Consider the following 17,967-nt stretch of genomic DNA (forward strand, 5'->3'; position numbering starts at 1 on the left):
ATGGGGCATTTTAGACATTTACAAACATACCGTCTTTCATCACAAGTTTACGGTCTGCCATATTTGCTAGGTCTTCATTATGCGTGACTATAATAATGGTTTGGTTAAACTCATCCCTAAGTTTAAAAAATAAATTATGTAAATGCTCTGCACTTTCTGTATCAAGGTTGCCAGATGGCTCATCTGCAAGTATAAGCGCTGGGTTATTTATAAGTGATCTTGCAACGGCTACACGTTGTTGCTCGCCTCCAGAGAGCTCATTAGGCTTATGGTCATAACGATGTGATAGCCCTAAAAAGTCTAATAGCTCCTTAGCTCTCTTTTCTGTAGTCACTTTATCTTTTTTTGCAATATAAGCGGGTATACAAACATTTTCTAGCGCTGTAAACTCTGGTAATAACTGATGAAACTGAAATATAAAACCTATATGCTCATTTCTAAAAGCACTCATAAGTTTTGCTTTCATACCTATGATTTCCTTACCATTTATATGCAAACTTGTAGTGGCTCCCGTGTCTGGGCTGTCTAATGTGCCAATAATTTGAAGTAATGTGGTTTTACCTGCTCCACTTTGTCCTACTATAGAGACGACTTCACCTTTATTTACCGTAAGTGAGACATCTTTTAATACTTTAAGATCGCCAAATGTTTTAGAGATGTGTTGTGCCTTTACCATAAAAAATTACTTGACTGTGAAAATACTACAATAACCTTATAAGCACAATTAAGAGACCTTTTTAAAGACGTGCTTTATGTTGTTATAATCTATAAAATAAGTAACCCTCAATGATAAGGTATGATTTAGAGATTCTTGAAATAAATTACGTAAACTATCATTGTAGCTTATGGTTGATAACTCATCAAACTTTGAAATTTGATTACGATAGAGTAGGGAAGCTTCACTACCTGGTGCAAATCTCCACCTAAAACTTAGATCGAGATTCCAGATGTTAAAATTTGCATTAGGATCTCTACGCTCTGTTAGGTCATAATCTGCTATTTCTGATCGTGAACCATCATCGTTAAGTAAATAATATATATTACTACTATGGTCTGACACTGCCCAGAAGTTCCTTAAACTTAAATTTATAGCCTTGTAGGGATCAAAATTATAGTTTGCTGTTACTCTATTTTCAAAAGAGGTTACGTCGCGTAAGCCTAAGAAGACCTCAGTATCTGTATTATCTACCCACCCAAAGTTATTCTTTCTACTTGAGTAATTTGTAGCAAAAATAACAAGCAATTTTTCTGAAAATCTATAGCGTGGAGAGAAGTTAATACTATAGTTAAACTGGTCTTGATTACCAAACCACTGTCTTACAGCTCCTCCAAAATCAAAAGCAAACTTTTTTCTAAAATCTGTAGAGACAAAGCCTCCTCCACCTAGATTAGACTCAAACGTTACAAACTTACCATCTACACGTGGCTCAAAGTAATCTTGATTTTTACCATTTAGACTTAAGTTACCACCAAAGGCGAGTCGCTTTGCTGTAGCAAAAAATGAGTTGAAGCGTATGCTGTTACGAGTTTTTACGCTGGGCTTGTATAACCGCTGGTGGCGTACAGTAACATCAAATCTATAGTTATTAAATTTACCCTTAGGCTGTATGAGTTGATAAGAACCTCCTAGAGTAAAATTATTGAAGTTATTTCTAAAATTTACCCCTAGGTCGTTTATATCAAGTTTAGTATTAGCAAAGTCGTGACCTACTCGATATCTCCAGTTTCCAGATATTTTTCTAAAATCAAATTCGGACTGAAAACCAGTAGTAGTCTCACCAGACTCTCTTACATTACTAAAAATCCCTCTACCAGATACATTATAGTTATTGTCCTTATCTGCAATGTCAAATACCCCTCCTGTAACATTTGCATTTCTAAAATTGCTACCGCTCCTTGTGACATTTGTGTTTATAATTGATACAGAAGAGTTTTGATTAAACTGCTGGTCTAGTACAAAGACATTATAGTTAGATAGTGGTTCTATAAGAACTTTACGTCTCGAGGTGTCTATAATACTACTTGTATCGTCTTCATTAAACTCTGTGCGCTCTATGGTTGCAAATGTCTTACTACCTATCGAGTTTAGAAAACCTATGCCTAGGCCACCTTTTGTACGTCCAGATATTTTAATTGAGTTGAGGAGTTTAACCTTTGCAGGGTAATCTATAATCTCTTCGGTAACGGTATCGCTATCTTCAAGAGTTACACTGCCAGATGCTGGACCTCCTATACGTCTAGAAAAAAAGATTCTCCCTTTATTAAACAAGTCAATACCTTCTGTAAAGAAGGCTCTATTCTCACCAAAGGTTTGTTCAAAGGGTCCTAAATTGAGCACCACATTGTCAAAAGCTACTTGTCCGAAATCCGGTATAAGTTGTGCGTCTAAAGTAAAACTATCACTAAGGCCATATTTTATATCTAGCCCACCAGCAAAGTTAGTCTCTGTCTGGCCATCTTGTGTGCTTAGAGCACTTTGTACAAATGGAAAAAATGTAAGTCGCACAGGAGGATCTATATTGCGCACTCCGGTCACTGCGCCATTATATTGTGTATCTCTCCCTATACCACGCTCAATTCTACTCCAGGTATGTGTTTCATTTTTATTTACTAAACGCCTATAGAAGTTAACACTCCAATTTTGAACGTCACTTTCTGGAAAACGTAAAGCATTATATGGTATGCGGTACTCTGCATACCACCCTCTCTCATCACGTGATACTTTACATTCAAAAACAACATTAAAACCGAAGTCTCTATTGTTTTGAGTGACTCGTTGATCTCCTATAGTTCCAGCACTCGTGACATAAAATCTCGTTTCATTTATACCATCATTATAGGTGTTAAGAGCTACCATAAAATGATCTGCCTGAGCAAATACTTCATCACGCTGGCTAAACTGTCTTGCAATACCTTCTGGATTAGGATCATATAAGTATGCTGCGATGTAAATAGCCTTATCATCATAGGCCATTTTTACCTCAGTGCGTTGGTTTTCTTCTATCGTCCCCTCATTGCCTGGTTCAAACATATGAAAGTCACTATAAACAGGTAGTGATTTCCAGATATTATCGTCTAGTACTCCATCTATCTTTGGGGCTACACTAATACGCTCTGCGTTCAGAATTTTGGTACCCTGAGAAAAGAGAAATCCGGTAGATAGTAATGAGAGTATTCCTAAAGCAAGAAAGCGCATAAAATTTATTTTGACTAAACAAAACTATGGTTGTCATATAGATCAAACTCTAAATAAAAAGTTAAAAAGCAAAATCAAACTGTTTAATAAATTGTATATTTGATTAAACATTTTAATTAAGACAATGCCATACAGAAAATTTGAAGAGTACAACATAGAAGTAACAGAAGATGTAAAGAGTAATTTTACATCAATTATTAAAAGTCTTGGTGAAGACACAAGTAGAGAGGGTATTGTAAAAACACCAGAAAGAGCTGCAAAAGCAATGCAGTACTTAACCTCTGGTTATGAAATGGATGCTGCTGCTATATTAAAAGGAGCAATGTTTAAGGAAGACTATGATGATATGGTGATTGTAAAAAACATCGAACTCTACTCTCTCTGCGAGCATCATATGCTACCTTTTTTTGGAAAAGCACACATAGCTTATATTCCTAACGGTCATATTGTAGGTCTAAGCAAACTACCGCGCATAGTAGATGTTTTTTCGCGTAGGCTTCAAGTACAAGAGCGTCTCACACACGATATCTTAGAGTGTATTAATACTACCTTGCAACCTAAAGGAGTGGCAGTTGTTATTGAAGCTTCACATATGTGTATGATGATGCGAGGAGTTCAAAAACAAAATTCTACGACCACTACATCTGGATTTAGAGGTCAATTTGAAAGACAAGAAACCCGCAATGAGTTCCTTAAATTAATCTCGTCAAATTTAGATTAATATTTTTGGAATGTATTTTGATTATACAAAAGTGTTATATTTAAAACACTTATGGACAATCAAACTAATAAATACAAACTCTTACTTATAGGCCTCCTTATAGACGGCCTTGGTATCGTAACTTCAAGTTGGGTATTTCCAGTTATTGGAGACTTCTCAGATATTGCTTGGGCACCATTTTCCGCCTGGCTTATGACGCGGCTTTATAAAGGAACTGCTGGTAAGGTAGGGGGAGTGGTAACCTTTATAGAAGAGCTTATTCCCGGGGTAGACATTATACCATCATTCACACTTATGTGGTTATACACCTATGTTTTTAAAGATTCAAAAGTGAGTAAAATACTAGACAAGAACTAAGTATACTCTTTTTATTGATATTACGCTTTCGCGAAAGCGGAACAATCAAAATCTTAATTTACCTCTAGTAATTACGATATCTTCAAAGTTTTTATATTTAAATATTTGCGTGTTTAATATTATATAAAGTTTAAAAATTGGTTTATAAATATTTGTTATTTAGTAGATTGTGCATTTTTTTTAACAAAATTTGTTTTACTATTTCACTATAATTATGGTATACATTCCCCTTGAATCGACATAGCATTATAAGCTTCATTGTAATATTCTTAATTATATGTTTATTTTTTACGAAATTGCGTGAAAATATGATCATATGTCTCAAATACACTATATAAGTAGTGAAATTCTTGACCTTAAAATAATTTCTTCTATTCTTGATGAAGATAAAAAACTCAAACTCAGTGAGGAATGTGTACATACTATTAATGCCTCCAGAGCTTATCTAGATAAAAAAATAAAAGAAAGTAAAACACCAGTATATGGTGTAAATACTGGTTTTGGGAGCTTGTGTAATGTTGCTATACGTGATGAAAACTTAACAAAGCTGCAAGAGAATTTAGTACGGTCTCACGCTTGCGGTTCTGGAGATTACGTTCCTAAAGATATAGTAAAATTAATGTTACTTCTCAAAATACAATCCTTAAGCTATGGTCATAGTGGTGTACACATTAATACAGTACAACGACTTATAGATTTTTACAATCTCAATATATTGCCTGTAGTATATGATCAGGGCTCGCTGGGCGCAAGTGGAGATTTAGCTCCGCTTGCACACCTTGCCTTACCTTTGATAGGAGAAGGAGAGGTCTGGCTTGATAATAAAATTATCTCATCTGTAGAGGCTCTAAGGAGTAATGGGTTAACTAAGATCTCGCTACAGTCTAAAGAAGGCCTTGCATTACTAAATGGCACACAGTTTATGAGTGCATATGGTGTGATGGCACTTATAAAATCACATAAATTATCTTATCTGGCAGATGTTGTGGGGGCGATATCTATAGATGCTTTTAATTGTAATTTATCTCCATTTAACCCACTTGTACATTACGTGAGACCCCATAAAGGACAAATTAAGACTGCAGCTCGTATAATCTCTTTTTTAGAAGATAGTGAGATTGCTGCAACAGAAAAGCAAAATGTACAAGATCCATATTCTTTTAGATGTATACCTCAAGTACACGGTGCTACCAAGGATGTCATAGACTTTGCGACCAAAACGTTTAAAACTGAAATTAATAGTGTTACAGATAATCCCAATATTTTTCCGGCAGATGATATGATAATAAGTGGCGGGAATTTTCACGGTCAACCACTCGCACTTGCATTAGATTATTTAAGTATTGCAATGGCAGAATTAGGTAGTATAAGTGAGCGTCGCGTTTATCAATTAATAAGTGGTTTACGAGGTTTGCCGCCATTTTTAGTAGATAGCCCAGGCCTCAATAGTGGTATGATGATACCACAATATACTGCAGCAAGTATAGTAAGTCAAAACAAACAACTTTGTACGCCGTCAAGTGTAGACTCTATCGTATCATCAAACGGACAAGAAGATCACGTGAGTATGGGAGCAAACGCGGCTACAAAACTTCTCAAGGTTGTAGATAATGTTGAGACGTTACTCTCTATAGAATTGCTTAATGCAGCTCAAGCATTGCATTACAGACAGCCACTTCATACATCCGGATTTCTACAGTCTTTTACAAAGAGTTATAGAGAAGTAGTTCCGTTTGCAGATAAAGATAGAATTTTTGCAAATGATATTAAACTAGGCAAAATATTCATAAATAGTGTGAATATAGATCTCAACGAGCTATATTAAAACTTGAGTTAACCAGTTTTTTGCCTCATCTGTCGTTTTAAATATTTCAAATGGTTGATTAAAAAATTGTTTCTCAATAGCAACATTAGTCTCGCTAAGCGAGTTTTGAGATACAACGGCAATTGCTTTAAGACCATAATGGTTTGCGGCATCTATATATACCGTAGGGTCTACAGAGTAGGAGTTTTTTCTATATGATAAATAAGCAAAAGGCTTTTTCTCAAATATTTCTTCGCAGTATGATAGAAGGAGTCTATTTGATAGAGGATCAATATGTGATCCCTCGTTCATAACGCCTATAACAATATTATCTTCTATATGTATCTTTCCGAACTCAAATTCTTTAGTAATTTTCAAAAGATCTAGGGGGTTTGATTTTTACGCAAAAATAGAGGAATACTACCTTATCTATGAAGAATTTTCTTATAAAAAAAACTCTATTTATAAAGCATTGTATCCTTTTGAATTAGAGCTTCTTCCATTGTATGGTATACTTTAAAGGGCTTGCAAAAGAATAGTTTTTCAATATTATGAGCCTCTTTAAAATCCTTATTAGGGCTTACTACAATAAAGCCCTTTAAATTTTCTATTTGTGAAGTTTTTAAATATATGGTAGGGTCTATAGCATAAGAATATATTCTATGCGTTATATATATAAAATCCTTTTCAGGAAAGTAAGATTCGGCTATAGCGATTAAAACATCATTAAAACTGGGTTGCACAGTAACACCTTCATTCATTATGACATATATATAGTCATCGTGGACTGTTACTTTTCCGAACGAGAATTCTAGCTGAATACCGAGTTGTAAATTTTTCATATGTTGGGGAATCTTATAAATAGAAGATAGCAAATATATTGCATTAAACAATTAATTTTCAATACTTTAACTATGTGTGCATAATAAATAAAAAAATCCCTTAATAACGATTTTTCGTCATTAAGGGATAATAATGCGATGCAACAGTATTACGACTCTGTAGTTTCTCCTTTCTTGATATCTATAATAAGCTCATTCTTATCTGTATCAAAGTCCATAAAAATACTATCCCCTTCTTCTAGCTTAGAGTTTATAATCTCTTCGGCTAGTGCATCTTCTATATACTTTTGAATAGCTCTTTTGAGAGGTCTCGCTCCATAATCTTTATCAAAACCTTTGTCACTAATGTAATCCTTTGCTTTATCGCTTAAAGTTAAATTGTAACCCAGACCCTTTATTCTCTTGAAAAGCTTTTCTAACTCAATATCAATAATCTTATGTATATCCTCACGCTCAAGCGCATTAAATACAACTACATCATCAATACGGTTTAAGAACTCTGGTGCAAATGCTTTCTTTAATGCATTCTGAATGATACTACGCGCGTTTTCATCTACTTGAGTTTTACGCGATGCTGTTCCAAAACCAACTCCTTGACCAAAGTCTTTGAGTTTTCTTGCCCCTATATTTGAGGTCATTATTATGATAGTATTTCTAAAATCTATCTTACGACCTAGAGAATCTGTTAAGAAACCATCATCTAGCACTTGTAATAACATATTAAATACATCTGGATGTGCTTTTTCTATCTCATCTAGTAAAACTACAGCATATGGTTTACGTCTTACCTTTTCTGTAAGTTGCCCACCTTCTTCATAACCTACGTATCCAGGAGGTGCTCCTACGAGTCTTGAGATAGAAAACTTCTCCATATACTCACTCATATCTATACGGATGAGTGCATCTTGATTATCAAAAAGCTCTTTTGCAAGCACTTTTGCAAGTTGCGTTTTACCTACACCTGTCTGTCCCAAGAATATAAACGAACCTATAGGTTTGTTAGGGTCTTTTAATCCAGCTCGATTACGTTGTATTGCTTTTGCAACTTTGGCAACTGCTTCATCTTGACCTATTACGTTTTGTTTTATCGTTGCAGGTAATTCTGCAAGTTTGTTACTTTCTGTTTGTGCGATACGATTAACAGGTATTCCTGTCATCATACTCACTACATCTGCCACATTATCTTCTGAGACAACTTCTTTATGAAGTTTAGAATCTTCTTCCCATCGCTCTTGTGCGATTGCAAGCTCTTTTTCTAAATTTTTCTCATCATCACGCAGCTTTGCCGCCTCTTCATACTTTTGTTTTTTAACGACAGAAGTTTTCAACTCTCTTACTTCTTCTAGCTTATTTTCTAATTCTAGAATCTTTTTAGGAACATCAATATTAGTAATATGAACTCGAGATCCTGCTTCGTCTAGAGCATCAATGGCCTTATCCGGAAGAAATCTATCGGTCATATACCTATTAGTAAGTTTTACACAAGCCTCTAGAGCCTCATCTGTATATGAGACATTATGATGCTCTTCATACTTACCTTTTATATTTTGTAGTATCTCAATAGTTTCTTCTACAGAAGTAGGTTCTACTATCACTTTTTGAAAACGGCGCTCTAAAGCTCCATCTTTTTCTATGTGTTGTCTAAACTCATCTAGTGTTGTTGCACCTACACATTGTATTTCGCCTCGAGCGAGAGCAGGTTTAAACATATTTGAGGCATCAAGAGATCCTGTTGCTCCTCCAGCTCCTACAATGGTATGTATCTCATCTATAAATAAGATAATATCATCATTTTTTTCAAGCTCGTTCATCACGGCTTTCATACGTTCTTCAAACTGTCCTCTGTACTTAGTCCCGGCTACTAGGCTTGCAAGATCAAGAGTAACAACACGTTTGTCAAAAAGAATACGCGATACCTTACGTTGTACAATTCTAAGAGCAAGTCCTTCTGCTATGGCAGATTTACCTACACCTGGTTCTCCTATAAGTAAAGGATTGTTTTTCTTTCGTCTACTTAAGATTTGCGATACTCTCTCAATTTCTTTTTCTCTACCTACAACAGGATCAAGCTTACCTTCATCTGCCATTGCCGTAAGATCACGTCCAAAGTTATCTAAAACAGGAGTTTTACTCTTTTTATTTCCCTTAGGAGTTGTTGGGCTGTTAAAAGGATTCTCTTTAGACTGCTCATCACCATTATCTGCATCATCGCTAAATGATTCAGACTTAATAGGCTCTATATATTCGTCACTTTCGTTTGCCATCATTAGTTTAAATTGGTCTTTTACGTTGTCATAATCTACCTTGAGGCGGTTTAACAACTTTGTTGTAGGGTCATTCTCATTGCGCAGTACACACAGTAGGAGGTGAGCCGTATTTATTGCAGAGCTTTGAAAAAGTTTTGCTTCTAAAAAAGTTGTTTTTAGGGCGCGCTCTGCCTGTCTGGTAAGATGTAAGTTCTTCTTGTCATTATTTTGCAAGCTCACATTAGGATTTGCTGGACTTAAGATTTCTACCTTACGTCTCAAGTGCTCAAGGTCTATTTCTAGAGCTCCTAGTATATCTATCGCTTTACCGCTACCATCTCTTAATAAACCAAGCAGCAAGTGTTCTGTACCTATAAAATCGTGGCCTAGGCGTAACGCCTCCTCCTTACTATAAGCAATAACATCTTTTACTCTTGGCGAAAAATTATCATCCATATCTATCCTCGTTCGTTCTTATGTAAATTTAAGCAAACTGATTCAAAAATCATTCCGCTTAAAGTGCTTAGTCCAAATTACCAAAAATACCTGACAGTTTGCCCTATAATGGGTTGTGTAGTTATTAAAAGAACGTGTTAAAATTTGTTGATAAATAGTACGCTTTCGCGAAAGCGTAACCCCGTAAAAAATCATCAAAATGATTACATTGCTATTTGTAAAAAATTTGACTTAAAATCTAATCAATTTATATATGGCTGAAGGAGAAAAGCTGATCTCGATTAATATTGAAGATGAAATGAAATCTGCTTACATCGATTACTCGATGTCAGTTATCGTATCACGTGCACTACCTGACGTGCGTGATGGTCTAAAACCTGTACACCGTCGTGTTCTTTACGGAATGCACGAGTTAGGAATACGAGCAAGTGGTGCTCACAAAAAATCTGCAAGAATAGTAGGAGAGGTACTAGGTAAGTATCACCCACACGGTGACACCTCTGTATATGATGCAATGGTACGTATGGCTCAAGAGTGGAGTTTACGTTATATGCTTGTAGATGGTCAAGGTAACTTTGGGTCTGTAGATGGTGATAGCCCAGCAGCAATGCGTTATACCGAGGCTAGAATGCGCAAGATATCTGAAGATATGCTTGCAGATATTGAAAAAGACACAGTAGATCACCAACTTAACTTTGATGATACACTTAAAGAACCTACCGTATTACCTACGCGTGTACCTGGGTTACTTATAAATGGTGCATCTGGTATTGCTGTGGGTATGGCGACTAATATGCCACCACACAACCTTTCTGAAGTTGTAGATGGTATACACGCTTACATAGATAATAATGACGTTACTATAGATGAACTTATGGAGCACGTAAAAGCTCCAGATTTTCCTACCGGAGGAACGATTTATGGTTATGACGGAGTACGTGAGGCTTTTAAAACAGGGCGTGGGCGTGTTGTAATGCGTGCAAAGGCAGAGTTTGAAGAAGTAAAAGGTAGAGAGTGTATCATTGTGACCGAAATACCATATCAAGTCAATAAGGCTGATATGATTAAGAAAACGGCCGATATGATCAACGATAAGAAGATCGAGGGTATATCTGCCATACGTGACGAGTCAGACCGTAATGGTATGCGTATCGTTTATGTTATAAAACGTGATGCTATCCCAAATATCGTACTTAACAAGTTATATAAGTACACGGCACTACAATCATCATTTAGTGTAAATAACATTGCTCTTGTAAATGGGCGTCCTGAGATGTTAAATCTTAAGGATATGATACACCACTTTGTTGAGCACCGCCACGAGGTAGTAGTGAGAAGAACAGAGTTTGAGCTTAAAAAAGCAGAAGCTCGTGCTCACATACTAGAAGGTCTTATCATTGCTTCAGATAATATAGATGAAGTAATAGCAATCATACGTGCAAGTGCAAATGGTGATGAGGCGAGACAAAACTTAATAGAGCGTTTTAAACTCTCAGAGATTCAAGCAAAGGCTATCGTCGAGATGCGTTTACGCCAGCTTACTGGTCTGGAGCAAGACAAACTACGTAGTGAGTACGAAGAGATAATGAAGACTATAGAAGACTTAAAAGACATCCTTGCAAAGAAGGAGCGTCGTATGTCTATCATTAGAGAGGAGCTTCAAGAAATAAAAGATAAGTATGGAGATGAGCGTCGCTCTATTATAGAGTATGCAGGAGGTGATGTAAGCATCACAGATCTTATTCCAGATAAAAAAGTAGTGATTACTATCTCAAATGCTGGTTACATAAAACGTACATCACTTACAGAATACAAAACTCAAAATAGAGGAGGAGTAGGTACAAAAGCATCTACTACTCGTAATGAAGATTTCTTAGAGCATCTATTTGTAGGGACTAACCACCAGTATATGCTATTCTTTACACAAAAGGGTAAATGTTTCTGGATGCGTGTATTTGAAATACCAGAAGGAAGTAAGACCTCAAAAGGTAGAGCAATACAGAACCTTATTAATATAGAGCAAGATGACGAGGTTAAAGCATTTGTATGTACAGGAGACCTTAAAGATGAAGATTATATAAATAATCACTACATCATTATGGCGACCAAAAAAGGACAAGTGAAGAAAACAGCACTAGAGCAATACTCACGTCCTCGTACTAATGGTATAAACGCCATTACTATTAAGGACAATGATGAGCTACTATCTGCAAAGCTTACAACGGGAGAGAGTCAAGTGATGCTTGCTCTTAAATCTGGTAAGGCAATACGCTTTGAAGAGAGTAAGACGAGACCTATGGGAAGAAACGCCTCTGGTGTTCGTGGCATAACTCTTGCTAATGATGAAGATGAAGTAGTAGGAATGGTGTCTGTAAACGATACAGAAAGCAACATCCTAGTTGTTTCAGAAAAAGGGTATGGTAAGCGTAGTAGTCTTGAAGATTACAGAATTACAAACCGTGGAGGTAAAGGAGTAAAAACAATCTCTGTTACCGAAAAGACTGGAGAACTAGTATCTATTAAAAATGTAACTGATGCAGATGATCTTATGATTATCAATAAATCAGGTATCGCTATAAGAATGGAAGTAGCTTCACTAAGAGTTATGGGACGTGCAACACAAGGAGTACGACTTATTAATCTTAAAGGAAACGATTCTATTGCCGCTGTCGCGAAAGTAAAAAGTGATGAGGATAATATAGACGATGAAGATGATACAGTTGATGGAACTCCAGTAGACGGAACCCCAACTGCTTCACAAACAACCCAAAACGAAAACTCTTCTGAAGAAGAAGAATAGATGCATAAGGGTTGAGAAAAAAAGAGTAATTTTGAAACCCTTATATTAATTAAACACTTATAATGAAAACTAAAATTTTATTTGCAATAGCATTTGCCGTAACCTCTATGGCTTTTGCACAAAAGAAGGAAGTAAAAGCAATCGAAAAAGCTATCAAATCTGGTAGCTATGGAGAGGCTAAGTCTTTAGTAGGAGCAGCAGATGCTCTTTTAAGCCAGATGGATGACAAGACTAAAAGCAAGTTTATGCTTTTAAAAGCACAAGCTTTTTTAGGAGTTGATAATAAAAATGTAGCAGACTTAACAAAGGCTGGTGAAGCATTTAAAGCTCTTATGGGAACTAAAATGGAGAGCGAAGCAAAAACTGGACTTTCTAATGTTGTTGCAGCACTAGTAAATAGCGCAGTACAAGATCAGAATACAGATCAATTTAGTGATGCGGGAGCAAAGCTAGAAAAAGCATATGCTTTTAGTGATGACAACAGAGATTATCAATACTATGCCGCATCAAATTATCTTAACTCTAAGGAGTATGATAAAGCTGCAGCTATCTTTGAAGATCTAATGGCTGCTGGTTATACTGGTCAGGTTACTGAGTATTATGCTGTAAATGCTGCTTCTGGTGAAGAAAAGAAATTTGAAAACAAACAAGAAAGAGATATCGTTGTTCTTGCAAAAGAGTACGTAAAGCCTAGCGAAAAGCTAAGTGAGTCAAGAGAAGGCCTTATTACTGAGTACTTAATTAGTATCTACTCTTTTCAAGATCAGAATGACAAAGCACTTGCAATGTTAGATACTGCGCTAGAGAAAAAGCCTAATGATGTAAAACTACTTACTTCAAAATCTAACATCTACCTTAAGATGGATAAGAAAGATGAGTACAGAGCTATCATTGAAAAAGTATTACAGATTGATCCTAATAATGCAGAACTTCATTATAACCTAGGTGTAACTGCAGACCAGCAAGGTGATGACGCGACAGCTGTAAAATACTACAATAAGGCAATAGAGCTTGATCCTTCTTATGCAAATGCATATAACAACTTAGGAGCACTAGTATTAAGAAAGGATGCAACATTTGTAGATCAAATGAACAGCTTAGGTACTTCAAATGCAGATTTTGATAAGTATGAAGCGCTTAAAGTAGAGCGTAAGGCAAACATCAGAAAGGCAGTAGTGTATATGGAGAAAGTATTAGAGCTTAAACCAGATAATATGGAGATAGCAAATAACCTACTTAACCTGTATCAAGTACTTGAGGATACTAATAAAGCAGACGCTATGAAAGCTAAAATTGATGCAATGAATTAATCGTTCTCTCATCAAAGTATAAAAAAACCCGCCAGTAAGGCGGGTTTTTTTGTTTTACAATATTCTTCTTTAGAAAATATATAAAATCTATAATTAGATGATTTTCTTGATAACTCTTAGTTTATGAGTGTGTGTGCGTTTGTGCACATTATATATACCAGAATGATCTAATCTATCTATGCGTACTTCACCGTGAGCGTGTATGATATAATTATCTTCCATAATAATACCTACGTGTGTTATAGCACCCTCTGTATTATCAAAAAAAGCTAGATCCCCTGGCTCACTTTCTTCTATAAAACTTAAAGCTTCACCTTGCGTCGCTTGTTGAGAAGCATCTCTTTTGAGGCTATAACCGTTTAGTCTATAAACCATTTGAGTAAATCCACTACAATCTATCCCAAAAGGCGTTCTTCCTCCCCATAAGTAGGGAGATTTAAGATAGAGCATAGCTGTTTCTATAAGCTGGCTTTTATCAGATTTTCCAGTTCTACTAAGACCATCAAAGGTGTCTTTAAGTAAGTTTATATTTTCTATTGCGGCACCTAGCACCACGGTAAGTAGCTGGTTATGCTCTGTGGTGATAAATTGTACAGGATCTGTAGTGAGGGTTGCAGGTTGCGCTTTCGCGAAAGCGTACTCCTCCTCACTTATTTCTATATACTGCTTATTATCAATCCATCCCTCGTACTTATCGTGTGAGAGTTTAATGCGGCTCCATTTTTTGCGTTGCTCGACTACCTTAAAATGTTCTCCATAGAGAACCTGGTTTACAAGTTCGCTAGGATCCGAAGGTTCGGCACGCATTGGGACAATACTAAGCTGGCAGATACCGTAACGCATAGTTTTTATAAAGTTCTCTTAGTTGTGATTTTCTATAACCATTGCAGATGCGCCACCGCCACCATTACAAATGGCTGCCGCTCCTAGTGAAGCATTATTTTGCTTTAATACATTTATTAATGTAATAAGAATACGCACACCACTACAACCTAATGGATGTCCTAATGATACTGCGCCTCCGTTTACGTTTGTATTTTCATCTGTAAGTCCTAATATTTTCATATTTGCCAGACCTACTACAGAAAATGCTTCATTAAACTCAAAGAAGTCTATCTCATCTTGAGTCACTCCTGCCTTATCTAGTGCTTTTGGTAATGCTTTAGAAGGTGCTGTTGTAAACCATTCTGGCTCGTGAGCAGCATCTGCATATCCTTTTACTGTACATAGCGGTGTAAGGTTAAGCTCTTTTGCTTTTTCTTCACTCATTACGATTACTGCACCGGCACCATCATTTATAGTAGAAGCGTTTGCTGCTGTAACGGTTCCTTCTTTTGTAAAAGCAGGACGTAAAGCTGGTATTTTTTCCATTTTTACATTAGTGTACTCCTCATCACGATCTACAATCACATCGTCACCACGTCTTTGTGGCACAGGTACAGGTACAACTTCGTTATCAAATTTTCCTGCATCCCAGGCTGCAGCACTGCGTTTATAACTTTGGATGGCATAATTATCTTGATCTTCACGAGAGAATTCGTACTCTGTAGCACAAGTATCTGCACAAACACCCATAGCATTGCCATCATAGGCATCTACAAGACCGTCTTTTTGCATACCATCTACCATTGATTGTGGTCCAAATTTATGACCATTACGTAGGTGTACATAATGAGGGATTCTGCTCATATTTTCCATACCACCAGCTACTACAACATCTGCATCTCCTAGTGCTACAGCCTGAGCTGCCATCATTACAGCTTTCATTCCAGAAGCACATACTTTGTTTATAGTTGTACAAGGTACTGTATCTGGAATACCTGCACCAAGCGCAGCTTGTCTAGCTGGAGCTTGACCTACACCCGCTTGTACAACATTACCCATAAATACTTCGTTTACAGAAGCTGGATCAAGGTTAATTTTATCTAGAGCTCCTTTTATAGCAATTGCTCCTAGCTTACTTGCAGTTACTGAGGAAAGTGCTCCCATAAAACTACCTATAGGTGTACGTGCCGCAGCAACTATAACAACGTTTTTACTCATATTATTTGTGTTTGAAGTGCTTAATTTTAGTCTTGCGAATGTAAGAAAAAATATAAGATTTTTGAGGCTTCAAGACAGCACCTAAGGGTAATTGAAGCGATATTATTTTAGTATTTTAGCTACTTAGTATTATACCTTATGAGTACAACGGCACAGCAGTTTTATAAACATCAAGATCTTCTCTATAAATTCTTGCTTATCATCATATGTGCTGGTTTTATTGTTTATTTCTTCCCAAAGAGCGGAAAGTTTAAATATGAAATACAAAAGGGTTTTCCGTGGCAGTATGAAAACCTATATGCAGACGAAGACTTTGCAATACTAAAAAGTGCAGACGAGCTAGCCCAAGAACAGGAGCAAATAAAATCTCAATCTGCAATTTATTATGAATATGATCAAGCTGTAATAAATAAAGTTTTAGCACTATACGATTCAAATTTTAATAAAGCCTTTCCTGATACTTTATCATATACTAGCACAAAACAGGAGCTTAAAGACTATGGAAAAAATCTATTATCTACGTTTTATAAAAATGGTGTAGTAAAAGATAAACCTGTTTATAATAGTGGACGACTTATTTATTTAAAGCGTGGTAATGAAGTATCAGAAATGAACTTCGATAATATTACTGTATTGAGCGATATGCCAGATGCGTTGAGTGATGCTATACAATCTAGTCTTTATAGTGAGTATTCTAATAGATATTTACAAGTCTATTTTGATGGTCTTGAAGCAAACATAAAACTAGATGAAGTTCTCACACAAGAAACACTAGATATCGAGCTGTCAAGTATATCAAAAACCCACAACATTGTACCTAAGGGCAGTATTATAATCAATAGAGGAGAGCTAGTAGAAGGTGAAAATTTACAAAAATTACTTTCTCTCAAACAGAAATACGAATCTCAGAACATAAGTGAGTCTAGATATAACTGGGTGCTTTTTGGTTATGTGTTGCTTGTATTGCTAGCCTTAGTGATGCTACTCCTTTTTATAAGAACTTATAGACCTTCTGTGTTTCTTAATAACACAAAATTGACGTTTGTATTCTTTAATGTTCTGCTTATGGTTTTACTTACAACCATTGTGATAAATTGGAGCCCACAGTATGTGTATGCTGTACCTATGTGTATTTTGCCACTTATTATTAAGGCATTTTTTGACGCGCGATTAGGACTTTTTACACACGTCATTGCAATACTACTTTTAGGTTTTATAGTTCCAGATAGTTTTGAATATTTCTTCTTACAAGTTATTGCAGGTATTGTGACTATTCTTACCGTTCCAGAACTTTATAAGAGAGCAAACTTGTTTATTTCTGTTGGTCAAATAACATTAATTTACATACTTGCATATTTTGCTTTTCATATTATAAGTGAAGGAGGAGTAGAGGGACTTGCCTGGCCAGATTTTGGTATGTTTATGCTTGCTGGGCTTGCAACACTCTTTGTACAACCGCTTATATATATCTATGAAAAAATGTTTGGTCTCGTGAGCGACGTCTCACTTCTTGAACTTTCAGACACAAATAGTAAGCTTTTAAAAAGACTTGCAGATGAGGCTCCGGGAACCTTTCACCATAGTCTTAACGTTGCAAATCTCTCAGAAGCAGCAGCAAATGAAATAGGAGCAAACGCGATGCTTGTACGAGTAGGAGCCCTTTATCACGATATAGGCAAAATAATAAACCCTACAGATTTTACAGAAAATCAAGCAACGGGCATAAATAGTCACGATGATTTATCACCAAAGGAGAGTGCGCGTATCATTATAGATCACGTTCTTAATGGTATTGAGCTTGCGCGAAAGTATAATCTACCAGATCGTGTTATAGATTTTATAAGGACCCACCACGGTACTAGTACTGTGCAATATTTTTACTTTAAGGAAAAGGAAAAAAATGAAGACGCTGCCATAGAAGATTTTCAATACCCAGGCCCTTTACCCTTTAGTAAGGAAACCGCAATATTAATGATGGCAGATAGTGTTGAAGCGGCAAGTAAAAGTCTTAAGAATCCTACTTCAACACTCATAGATGCTTTTGTGGAGAAGATTATCAAGAAGCAAATGGAAGAAGATCAGTATCTTAATGCTGATATTACCTTCAAAGAAATCCAGCAGATTAAAAAGGTGCTTAAAAAGAAGCTCAATAACATCTATCACCTTAGAATTGAGTATCCAGAGTAGGGAGA

The 17,967-nt window shown here is 36.1% G+C and carries 13 protein-coding genes; 6 read left to right on the forward strand and 7 right to left on the reverse strand.

From position 1 onward, the window contains the following. Positions 1–10: 10 nt before the first annotated feature. Positions 11–676, reverse strand: coding sequence for an ABC transporter ATP-binding protein (locus I597_RS10325; protein WP_035324813.1), 666 nt, complete (start codon positions 674–676; stop codon positions 11–13). A gap of 48 nt (positions 677–724) precedes the next feature. Continuing rightward, the gene (locus I597_RS10330; RefSeq protein ID WP_035324812.1) at positions 725–3,196 is read right to left on the reverse strand and encodes a DUF5916 domain-containing protein; all 2,472 of its coding nucleotides are present in this window, start codon (positions 3,194–3,196) and stop codon (positions 725–727) included. Positions 3,197–3,320: 124 nt separating this feature from the next. On the opposite strand from I597_RS10330, the gene folE reads away from it, so the two are divergent. The 3 genes from folE to hutH all read left to right on the forward strand — a co-directional run bounded on the left by folE (position 3,321) and on the right by hutH (position 6,099). Further along, the gene (gene folE, locus I597_RS10335) at positions 3,321–3,917 is read left to right on the forward strand and encodes a GTP cyclohydrolase I FolE (RefSeq protein WP_035324811.1); all 597 of its coding nucleotides are present in this window, start codon (positions 3,321–3,323) and stop codon (positions 3,915–3,917) included. Between the two features lie 51 nt (positions 3,918–3,968). After that, positions 3,969–4,274 (forward strand): hypothetical protein, encoded by a 306-nt coding sequence (locus tag I597_RS10340; RefSeq protein ID WP_021779045.1) that lies wholly within the window; start codon positions 3,969–3,971, stop codon positions 4,272–4,274. Between the two features lie 316 nt (positions 4,275–4,590). Then, positions 4,591–6,099 carry a histidine ammonia-lyase gene (gene hutH, locus I597_RS10345; RefSeq protein WP_035324810.1) on the forward strand — a complete coding sequence of 503 codons (1,509 nt, stop codon included), beginning with the start codon at positions 4,591–4,593 and terminating at the stop codon, positions 6,097–6,099. On the opposite strand, the gene I597_RS10350 is transcribed toward hutH, so the two are convergent. The 3 genes from I597_RS10350 to I597_RS10360 all read right to left on the reverse strand — a co-directional run bounded on the left by I597_RS10350 (position 6,091) and on the right by I597_RS10360 (position 9,622). Next, positions 6,091–6,456: an STAS/SEC14 domain-containing protein gene (locus tag I597_RS10350; RefSeq protein ID WP_035324809.1), complete on the reverse strand. Its 366-nt coding sequence runs from the start codon at positions 6,454–6,456 to the stop codon at positions 6,091–6,093. The genes hutH and I597_RS10350 overlap by 9 nt on opposite strands. Before the next feature lie 80 nt (positions 6,457–6,536). Continuing rightward, entirely contained in the window at positions 6,537–6,920 is a 384-nt protein-coding gene (locus I597_RS10355; protein WP_035324808.1) for a hypothetical protein, read from the reverse strand. Between the two features lie 149 nt (positions 6,921–7,069). Next, complete coding sequence (locus I597_RS10360) at positions 7,070–9,622, reverse strand: ATP-dependent Clp protease ATP-binding subunit (protein WP_035324807.1); 2,553 nt, start codon at positions 9,620–9,622, stop codon at positions 7,070–7,072. Between the two features lie 253 nt (positions 9,623–9,875). Between I597_RS10360 and gyrA the strand changes: the two genes are divergently transcribed. Both gyrA and I597_RS10370 read left to right on the forward strand, forming a co-directional pair. Beyond that, positions 9,876–12,422: a DNA gyrase subunit A gene (gene gyrA / locus I597_RS10365; RefSeq protein ID WP_035324806.1), complete on the forward strand. Its 2,547-nt coding sequence runs from the start codon at positions 9,876–9,878 to the stop codon at positions 12,420–12,422. Between the two features lie 62 nt (positions 12,423–12,484). Then, a complete protein-coding gene (locus I597_RS10370; RefSeq protein ID WP_035324805.1) occupies positions 12,485–13,732 on the forward strand; it encodes a tetratricopeptide repeat protein in 1,248 nt (415 codons plus the stop codon). 93 nt (positions 13,733–13,825) lie between these two features. On the opposite strand, the gene I597_RS10375 is transcribed toward I597_RS10370, so the two are convergent. Both I597_RS10375 and I597_RS10380 read right to left on the reverse strand, forming a co-directional pair. Then, positions 13,826–14,575, reverse strand: coding sequence for a C40 family peptidase (locus tag I597_RS10375; protein WP_035324804.1), 750 nt, complete (start codon positions 14,573–14,575; stop codon positions 13,826–13,828). Positions 14,576–14,593: 18 nt separating this feature from the next. Then, positions 14,594–15,775 (reverse strand): acetyl-CoA C-acyltransferase, encoded by a 1,182-nt coding sequence (locus I597_RS10380; protein ID WP_035324803.1) that lies wholly within the window; start codon positions 15,773–15,775, stop codon positions 14,594–14,596. 138 nt (positions 15,776–15,913) lie between these two features. On the opposite strand from I597_RS10380, the gene I597_RS10385 reads away from it, so the two are divergent. Beyond that, the gene (locus I597_RS10385; RefSeq protein ID WP_035324802.1) at positions 15,914–17,962 is read left to right on the forward strand and encodes an HD family phosphohydrolase; all 2,049 of its coding nucleotides are present in this window, start codon (positions 15,914–15,916) and stop codon (positions 17,960–17,962) included. Positions 17,963–17,967 lie beyond the last annotated feature (5 nt).

This window comes from Dokdonia donghaensis DSW-1 (genome assembly GCF_001653755.1).
GTDB classification, from domain to species: Bacteria; Bacteroidota; Bacteroidia; order Flavobacteriales; family Flavobacteriaceae; genus Dokdonia; species Dokdonia donghaensis.

What these genes read in the sequence shown, in the direction of transcription:
- I597_RS10380 (WP_035324803.1), bottom strand. Translation starts at nt 15,775, where the DNA reads ATGAGTAAAAACGTTGTTATAGTTGCTGCGGCACGTACACCTATAGGT.
- I597_RS10360 (WP_035324807.1), bottom strand. Translation starts at nt 9,622, where the DNA reads ATGGATGATAATTTTTCGCCAAGAGTAAAAGATGTTATTGCTTATAGT.
- I597_RS10375 (WP_035324804.1), bottom strand. Translation starts at nt 14,575, where the DNA reads ATGCGTTACGGTATCTGCCAGCTTAGTATTGTCCCAATGCGTGCCGAA.
- I597_RS10355 (WP_035324808.1), bottom strand. Translation starts at nt 6,920, where the DNA reads ATGAAAAATTTACAACTCGGTATTCAGCTAGAATTCTCGTTCGGAAAA.
- I597_RS10340 (WP_021779045.1), top strand. Translation starts at nt 3,969, where the DNA reads ATGGACAATCAAACTAATAAATACAAACTCTTACTTATAGGCCTCCTT.
- hutH (WP_035324810.1), top strand. Translation starts at nt 4,591, where the DNA reads ATGTCTCAAATACACTATATAAGTAGTGAAATTCTTGACCTTAAAATA.
- I597_RS10325 (WP_035324813.1), bottom strand. Translation starts at nt 676, where the DNA reads ATGGTAAAGGCACAACACATCTCTAAAACATTTGGCGATCTTAAAGTA.
- I597_RS10370 (WP_035324805.1), top strand. Translation starts at nt 12,485, where the DNA reads ATGAAAACTAAAATTTTATTTGCAATAGCATTTGCCGTAACCTCTATG.
- I597_RS10385 (WP_035324802.1), top strand. Translation starts at nt 15,914, where the DNA reads ATGAGTACAACGGCACAGCAGTTTTATAAACATCAAGATCTTCTCTAT.
- I597_RS10330 (WP_035324812.1), bottom strand. Translation starts at nt 3,196, where the DNA reads ATGCGCTTTCTTGCTTTAGGAATACTCTCATTACTATCTACCGGATTT.
- gyrA (WP_035324806.1), top strand. Translation starts at nt 9,876, where the DNA reads ATGGCTGAAGGAGAAAAGCTGATCTCGATTAATATTGAAGATGAAATG.
- folE (WP_035324811.1), top strand. Translation starts at nt 3,321, where the DNA reads ATGCCATACAGAAAATTTGAAGAGTACAACATAGAAGTAACAGAAGAT.